This is a genomic window from Microcoleus sp. Z1_B2 (assembly GCF_036700325.1).
In the GTDB taxonomy this organism is placed as follows: domain Bacteria; phylum Cyanobacteriota; class Cyanobacteriia; order Cyanobacteriales; family Microcoleaceae; genus Microcoleus.
In genome coordinates, this window is record NZ_JAUBOQ010000039.1 from 25074 (window position 1) to 32079 (window position 7006).

The 7006-nt window shown below is 47.6% G+C and carries 9 protein-coding genes; 2 read left to right on the forward strand and 7 right to left on the reverse strand.

Annotated features, from left to right (window positions below; genetic code table 11):
* Positions 1-4 precede the first annotated feature (4 nt).
* Positions 5-1336, forward strand: a complete 1332-nt coding sequence (locus QT984_RS21490) for a DUF3086 domain-containing protein (RefSeq protein ID WP_333058027.1) — start codon at positions 5-7, stop codon at positions 1334-1336.
* Here QT984_RS21490 and QT984_RS21495 read toward each other — a convergent pair.
* Positions 1323-1571, reverse strand: coding sequence for a hypothetical protein (locus tag QT984_RS21495; protein WP_333058026.1), 249 nt, complete (start codon positions 1569-1571; stop codon positions 1323-1325). The genes QT984_RS21490 and QT984_RS21495 overlap by 14 nt on opposite strands.
* A gap of 8 nt (positions 1572-1579) precedes the next feature.
* On the opposite strand from QT984_RS21495, the gene plsY reads away from it, so the two are divergent.
* Positions 1580-2260: a glycerol-3-phosphate 1-O-acyltransferase PlsY gene (gene plsY / locus QT984_RS21500; RefSeq protein ID WP_333058025.1), complete on the forward strand. Its 681-nt coding sequence runs from the start codon at positions 1580-1582 to the stop codon at positions 2258-2260.
* Positions 2261-2282: 22 nt separating this feature from the next.
* On the opposite strand, the gene QT984_RS21505 is transcribed toward plsY, so the two are convergent.
* The 6 genes from QT984_RS21505 to acpS all read right to left on the reverse strand — a co-directional run bounded on the left by QT984_RS21505 (position 2283) and on the right by acpS (position 6265).
* On the reverse strand, positions 2283-2870 hold the full coding sequence (locus tag QT984_RS21505; RefSeq protein WP_333058024.1) for a Uma2 family endonuclease: 588 nt from the start codon (positions 2868-2870) through the stop codon (positions 2283-2285).
* A gap of 11 nt (positions 2871-2881) precedes the next feature.
* The gene (gene proC, locus QT984_RS21510) at positions 2882-3727 is read right to left on the reverse strand and encodes a pyrroline-5-carboxylate reductase (protein WP_333141028.1); all 846 of its coding nucleotides are present in this window, start codon (positions 3725-3727) and stop codon (positions 2882-2884) included.
* Between the two features lie 297 nt (positions 3728-4024).
* Positions 4025-4639 carry a cell division protein SepF gene (locus QT984_RS21515; RefSeq protein ID WP_333058022.1) on the reverse strand — a complete coding sequence of 205 codons (615 nt, stop codon included), beginning with the start codon at positions 4637-4639 and terminating at the stop codon, positions 4025-4027.
* Positions 4640-4756: 117 nt separating this feature from the next.
* Positions 4757-5422, reverse strand: coding sequence for a YggS family pyridoxal phosphate-dependent enzyme (locus tag QT984_RS21520; protein ID WP_333058021.1), 666 nt, complete (start codon positions 5420-5422; stop codon positions 4757-4759).
* Positions 5423-5494: 72 nt separating this feature from the next.
* Positions 5495-5764 (reverse strand): transcriptional coactivator PipX, encoded by a 270-nt coding sequence (pipX, locus tag QT984_RS21525; protein ID WP_333058020.1) that lies wholly within the window; start codon positions 5762-5764, stop codon positions 5495-5497.
* A 42-nt stretch (positions 5765-5806) separates the two neighbouring features.
* Positions 5807-6265 (reverse strand): holo-ACP synthase, encoded by a 459-nt coding sequence (gene acpS, locus QT984_RS21530; protein WP_333210995.1) that lies wholly within the window; start codon positions 6263-6265, stop codon positions 5807-5809.
* Between the last annotated feature and the right edge of the window lie 741 nt (positions 6266-7006).

Sequence of the window (7006 nt, forward strand, 5' to 3'; positions counted from 1 at the left end):
TCCCATGAATTCAGACGAATCTCCAACCCAAGAACCGCAACCACAACCAGCCACCCCAAGCGGTGACGGCGAAGTCGATTTACCCGTGAATGAGACGGAGTACCAAGTTCTATCTCAAACACAAGATTTGTGGATCGACGAAAATGAACTGCCCGCCCAACTCCCGGCAGAAACAGACCCGCCGCTGGACGAGGAAGATGCCGAAATTGCCCAATTCGTGGACGAAGCAGGCGCAATCGCCCAAATTGCGCCCAACACCGACGAGGCCGAATCAGAAAGTCCGATCGCTCAAATCGAGATTCCCACAGACTCCCAGCCAACAGCAACCGCAGAAATGGTAACGCCCATCCCAGAAAATGTTACCGAACAGTTGACAGAGAGAATCAAAGAATTGCAGCAGCAAGAACAAGCTTTGACTGAAAAAATTGCCGCCTTGGAAGCCGACAAAGCCAATGCTATAGAAGCGTTGGGCGCGGCTCAAACATCGATCGGGCGTTTGGTACAAGACGGCTTGATTCAACTAGATCAGCGCAAACAAGCGCTACAAATCGAAGTAGAAAAACTAGAACGCCGGCGCGATCGAATTCAGAAGGAAATGCGAACCACTTTTGCCGGCGTTTCCCAAGATTTAGCAATTCGAGTCCAGGGTTTCAAAGACTATTTAGTAGGCAGTTTGCAGGATTTGGCCGCTACCGCCGAACTCTTAGATTTGACACCGCCGACGCAAGAGACACCACAGCGAACTGCTGCTGAGGAGTCTCAATCCTCAGCACCGGTAAATCCCAAATTTGCCGAACAGGGATTTCAAGAACAAGCCAAACAAATTCGCCGCACCCTCGATCAATATCGCACTGTCCCCGACTACTACGGCCCGCCTTGGCAACTCCGCCGCACTTTTGAACCCATCCACGCGGAACGAGTTTCTAACTGGTTTTTCACCCAAGGAGGAAGGGGCGCTTTGCGGACTATGGGTTCGCGCTTGCAAAATATCTTGATTACTTCGACAATTATTTCTGTACTCAGAAGCGTCTACGGCGGACGGGTGCGGACTTTGGTGCTCGCCAACAGTCCCGAACGTTTGGGAGAGTGGCGCCGGGGTTTGCAGGACTGTTTGGGCATTACTCGCAGCGATTTTGGCCCGGAAAGGGGGATTATTATGTTTGAGTCTGCGGAAGCTTTGGCTCAAAAAGCCGATCGACTGGTGAAAGATGGCAAATTGCCCCTAATTGTCATTGATGAAACTGAGGATTTAATTAGTTTGTCAATCCTGCAATTTCCGTTATGGTTGGCCTTTGCTGCCGATCCGCAAACTTTGACGACTGCTAAGGATTTTTGAGTAAGTCCGGGCGAATATAATTCGCTGCTATACAAACTTTCGTCCGCCTGCGTGGACTGAAGAAACTCAGAGGGAAATTGACCGGAATTGGTTGTTCCTTCTTCTTCCTTCTTCCTTCTTCCTTCTTCCTTCTTCCTTCTTCTTCCTTCTTCCTTCTTCTGCCTTCTGCCTTCTGCCTTCTGCCTTCTGCCTTCTGCCTTCTGCCTTCTTCCTTCTGCTGTACACGAAATCTCAAATAAAAAAATGGCTAGCTGGATAATTTTAAATGGCGCACTGTTAATAGCAGCTTATCTGCTTGGTTCGATTCCGACTGGGTACGCCTTGGGGAAATGGATGCTGGGAATTGATATTCGAGAGGTTGGTTCGGGTTCGACTGGTGCAACTAACGTACTGAGGACTTTGGGCAAAGGGCCGGGGTTGGGGGTGTTGTTGGTGGATGTGTTGAAGGGGGTAAGTGCGATCGTCCTAATTCGCTATATTTACTCTCTCACTTTTACCAGCCAGCTAGCAACCGCCGCCGGTTTAGAAAATATTGCAACTGTCCTCCCTTGGATGGCAACTTTGGCGGGTTTCTCGGCTGTTTTGGGCCACAGCAAATCAATCTGGCTGGGGTTTACGGGGGGTAAATCTGTGGCTACGAGTTTGGGAGTTTTGCTTGGTTTGTACTGGCCCGTTGGTTTGGGAACTTTCGGAATTTTTGGAATCGTGTTTGCGGTGTCGCGAATTGTTTCTTTAAGTTCGATTATCGGGGCAATTAGCGTGGCTGGATTGATGTTTGCTTTACATCAGCCCCTGGCTTATGTATTGTTTGGCATTGCGGGCGGTGTGTTTGTAATTGTGCGGCACCGCAGCAATATTCAGCGGCTTTTGAATGGTACGGAACCAAGGATTGGGCAGAAATTGGAAACAGCAGCTAGCGATTGATCTGAAACAGCCTGACACCTTTTCAATTATTTCCCATAACGGGCCCTAGTTCCAACACAAATCCGGGCAAAATATCTTCCCCTGACAGCGTAACAGGGGACTGCAATATTTCTATTTCTCGATCGATCCTATAAATCTCCACACTCCGCGTTTGCGGGTCAATCAACCACCCCAAACAAACGCCATTTTCCCGATATTCCTGCATTTTCTCTCGCGTTTCTCGGATAGAATCAGTGGGCGAGCACAATTCCACTACAAAATCAGGACACAGTGGCGGAAATTTTCTTTTTTGTTCGGGAGTTAAAGCTTCCCATCTTTCGCGTTTTATCCAAGAAGCATCGGGAGAACGAGTTGCACCGTTTGGGAGTCTAAAACAGGTGGAAGAGTCAAAAGCAATTCCTAGATTCGGATTTTGGCGACTCCAAGCTTGCAATTGATAGGATAAATCCATATTACGGTTGCCCGTTTCTCCTCCCGTTGGTGGAACCATCAGCAGTTCTCCTTTTGCATTCCGTTCAAATTTATAATCGGGGTGATGTTGGCACAGTTCGTAAAACTGATCGTCTGTCAACTTGATCCACGGACTTAAATCTAATTTTAAAGTCAGCATGGCACTAACACCTATTTACCCAATTCTTGAGAACGCAAACAAGCTGCTTTCACTGCTTCGATTAGGGCAGAACGAAAGCCGTTACTCTCTAGTTTAGCAATTCCGGCAATAGTTGTGCCGCCGGGACTCGTAACTTGATCTTTCAATTGTGCCGGGTGCATTCCCGTTTCTTGCATTAGCTTCGCTGTACCGAATACTGTTTGTAAAGCTAATTGAGAGGCGATCGCCCGTGGCAGACCCGCACAAACTCCGCCATCTGTCAAGGCCTCTATCAAAATTGCTACATAACCAGGCCCGGAACCCGAAAGTCCAGTCACCGCATCGAGCATACTCTCAGGTACTTCTACCACTTCTCCCACGGCCTGAAAGATGCGCTTTACCAATTCTAAATCAGCCGGTTGCACGAGTTTTCCCGGAGCGATCGCGCTCATTCCCGCTCCTACCGTGGCTGGAGTATTCGGCATCACCCGCAGCACTCCCCGCCCCGGAAAGGCTGGTTCCAGCTTGCTCAGTGGCACTCCGGCCAAAATCGACACTACTAGCGCTTCTGGCTGGGAATTAGCCGTTTCTCCATTATTTCCCTGTTTGCGATCGGCCGCCACCGCCAACTCCAAAGCTACCGTATCAAAAACTTGCGGTTTAATCGCCAAAAACAGCACTTCTGTAGCCGCAGCAACTTCTAGATTGCTGGCTGTTGTTCCAATCCCGTATTTGTTAGCCAAAAACTCGCGGCGTTTTACCCCAGGCTCGCTCACCAATATTTCTGAAGGTAAATAAACTTTTTGTGCAATTAAGCGGGATAAGAGAGCTTCTCCCATTACCCCGCCGCCGATCGTACCAAATTTTATGTTAGTCATTAGTCATTAGTCATTAGTCATTAGTCATTAGTCTACAGTGCTACCTTGTAGGGTGCGTCGCCCGCAACAATTTACAAGTTCGATCGAAAATTAGAAAGCGACGCACCTTACTATTTTATGCTAGTCATTAGTCATTAATTATTAGTTGCCATTAATTATCAGTTCTCCGCCTTAGCTAAGAGTTAAGCGCCCAGAACTAAGGATACAAAATTCAGGATCTCGCTAGTTAAAAGCTTACTGGCTAATAACTAAAGACTAAAGACAGATGACTAATGACTAATAACTACTGACTAATAACTACTGAGCGATGGTAGCTTGTTCTGCCGGCCAGACTGTCGGTGCAGGAGCAGCAGCGCGAGGGCGTCCTTGAGCAGGAGGCACTTCGTGAACCACACCAGACTGAGTTCTCACCTGCACGCAGCTAGGCGTAAACAAGAAAATACTTTCGCCAATTCGCTCTTGATGACCGTCAAGGGCATAAGTACCGCCCGCCACAAAGTCCACAGCTCTTTGCGCTTGGTCTGGGTCCATCACCGTCAGGTTCAAAACCACAGACTTGCGTTCCTTAAGGGCTCGAATTGCTGCCGGCATCTCTTCAAAAGTGCGCGGCTCCATTACTACTACTTCCGAAATCCCGTTCATAGCTCCAGGCATTCCAATCACGTTATTCATTACTGACCCTACTCCCCCGGTTGGTGCAACTACATCCATACCTGTCGATCCTACTACTGACCGCTCTCGCATTCTACGATTTTGACGACGTTCTTCTTCCGCTGCGACTGCCGCGGGGTTGGGTTCAGGCGCTTGGTAGAAGTTCTGATAGCGCTCCCCTTCAGTTTCGTCGTACACGTCATCGTACTCAGGCTCATTGTTGATCCCTACAAAATCTCGCAGTTTAGAAAAAATATTCATGATTCACGCTCCTTTACGACTTTGCTGCCCCGACTATACTCGCGTTGCGCGTTAGTCGCGGGTGGCTGACTATTCTATATTTAACCCAAATTGTCTTTATCAGAAGATTTCAATTATTTATCCCCTCCTAGAGCCAAATAAGGTTTGTCCTAGCCGTACCATAGTAGCACCTGCTTGAATTGCCAAATGATAATCTCCCGACATCCCCATCGAGAGCTGCTGCATTTGAATGTAGGGCAAATTTTGCTGCTGGATTTTGTCAGCAAGTTCGCGGGTGCTGTTAAATAATTCTAGGATTTGGGAGTCATCTAATCCCAGCGGAGGAATTGTCATCAAACCTTGAATTTTGATATGCTGACATTTGTTGAGTTCTGGAAGGTCAGCCAGCAGTTCTGGAACGCTCCAGCCGTATTTGTCCGGGTCGGGCAACATTTTGACCTGCAGGCAGACTTGGGGAGAGCAGGACATTTCCCCCGCCAAGCGCGAAAGTCGCTGAGCGAGTTTTAAATTGTCGAGAGAGTGAATCCACTGGAAATGCTCTAGGGCCTTGGCGGCTTTGTTGGCTTGCAAGTGCCCGATCAAGTGCCAGTTGATATCCGGCAAATCTTGCAGTTGGCTTTGTTTTTCGGCAGTCTCTTGAACCTTACTCTCGCCAAAATCCCGGATACCGCCGTCGTATGCTTCGCGGATAGCATCAGTCGATACCTGTTTGGTAACGGCAATTAACCGCACTGATTCCGGCAAGTGTTGGCGAATGCTGTTAATTCGAGAGGCTATGGTCATGGGTGCTCAACGCTCTTGAGTGGAGGGAAGGAAAATTAAGACTGTTACCAATTACCAAATTACTGATTTTCGTTATTGAAATGTACGCTGGTGAATGGTTTGCAATTGGTCGTACTCGTGATATTGACCGCTGCGACGCAGGGTTCGCAGGCGAATTTCGACCATGAGGCGAGCGTCGGAGCGGCTGATTGGTTCAAATCTCAGCCCGCCAGGGCCGTTTGTCACCAAAAAAAACAGGCGTTGGGCGTATAGGGTGGTAAATAATTCTTGGCTGTCTTCAACCTGGGATACCCTGAAGAGGAGGCCAAAGTTTGGATGATTCAGGTAAGTTTCGGTAGTCATTCACACTCACAATCTATCAATTTTAGATTAAAGATTTAGATTTTAGATTTTAGTTTCGCTCGATCGCTCGACAGCGTTGTTTGACGGCGGGGTACAAAGGGCGATCGCCGTAGCCGTGCAATAGTCTCCGTCGTGGCTGAGGCTTAATTGCCACTGGCAATTTCCCCAAACAGAGGCTTGTGCTGCTGCGGTTCCGTGCAGTTGCACATTGGGAGCACCGTTTTCGGAGCGCCGAATTTCCACATCTGCATACCGTATTCCCCGCCATCCCGTGCCTAGAGCTTTGACAACGGCTTCTTTTGCTGCCCAGCGCCCCGCTAGCTGGTTGCAGGAAACTCGATTCATTTTACCTTTAATGCTGCTGTGTTGAGAATTTTGTTGTCCGCAATCCCTTTGTTCGGCGGGCGTGTAAACTTTTTCGAGGAAGCGATCGCCAAACCGGTCTAATGCAGCTTGAATGCGGGGAACATATACGATATCTGTCCCAAGATAGATGTTCAAGGTCTTGGTTCTCTAAATATTTGTCTCCATTACTTTAGCAGGACTGTCGCGCACCAGACAAAACTTACTCAAATGTAGACCAGTGCTCGAAACCCCGCTAGAATCAGTCATTCCCAATTCTTCAAAATTCTTCAATCTAAAATCTAAAATCTAAAATCTAAAATCGCAACATCTGTCCCAAGATAGATGTTCAAGGTCTTGGTTCTCTAAATATTTGTCTCCATTACTTTAGCAGGACTGTCGCGCACCAGACAAAACTTACTCAAATGTCAATACGCTTGGGTTAAGGAAAATTGTAGCGAAAATGTTGGGCGGAGTGAAACGGAGGGTTCGTTCCACGGGCCCAACCTACGCACGATCGGTTTTTTTAGCACTAACCCAAGCGTATTGACTCAAATGTATGCCCGTGCTTCAAAGCCCGCTCGAATCTTTCCTTCCCAATTCTTCAATCTCAAATCTAATCAATCTAAAATCTAAAATCTAAAATCTAAAATCGCAACATCTGTCCCAAGATAGATGTTCAAGGTCTTGGTTCTCTAAATATTTGTCTCCATTACTTTAGCAGGACTGTCGCGCACCAGACAAAACTTACTCAAATCTAGACCAGTGCTCGAAACCCCGCTAGAATCAGTCATTCCCAATTCTTCAAAATTCTTCAATCTAAAATCTAAAATCTAAAATCTAAAATCGCAACATCTGTCCCAAGATAGATGTTCAAGGTCTTGGTTCTCTAAATATTTG

Bases quoted from the DNA above. Each gene is read 5' to 3' on its own strand.
- QT984_RS21490 (WP_333058027.1), top strand. From the start codon at position 5: ATGAATTCAGACGAATCTCCAACCCAAGAACCGCAACCACAACCAGCC.
- plsY (WP_333058025.1), top strand. From the start codon at position 1,580: ATGGCTAGCTGGATAATTTTAAATGGCGCACTGTTAATAGCAGCTTAT.
- QT984_RS21505 (WP_333058024.1), bottom strand. From the start codon at position 2,870: ATGCTGACTTTAAAATTAGATTTAAGTCCGTGGATCAAGTTGACAGAC.
- proC (WP_333141028.1), bottom strand. From the start codon at position 3,727: ATGACTAACATAAAATTTGGTACGATCGGCGGCGGGGTAATGGGAGAA.
- QT984_RS21515 (WP_333058022.1), bottom strand. From the start codon at position 4,639: ATGAATATTTTTTCTAAACTGCGAGATTTTGTAGGGATCAACAATGAG.
- QT984_RS21520 (WP_333058021.1), bottom strand. From the start codon at position 5,422: ATGACCATAGCCTCTCGAATTAACAGCATTCGCCAACACTTGCCGGAA.
- pipX (WP_333058020.1), bottom strand. From the start codon at position 5,764: ATGACTACCGAAACTTACCTGAATCATCCAAACTTTGGCCTCCTCTTC.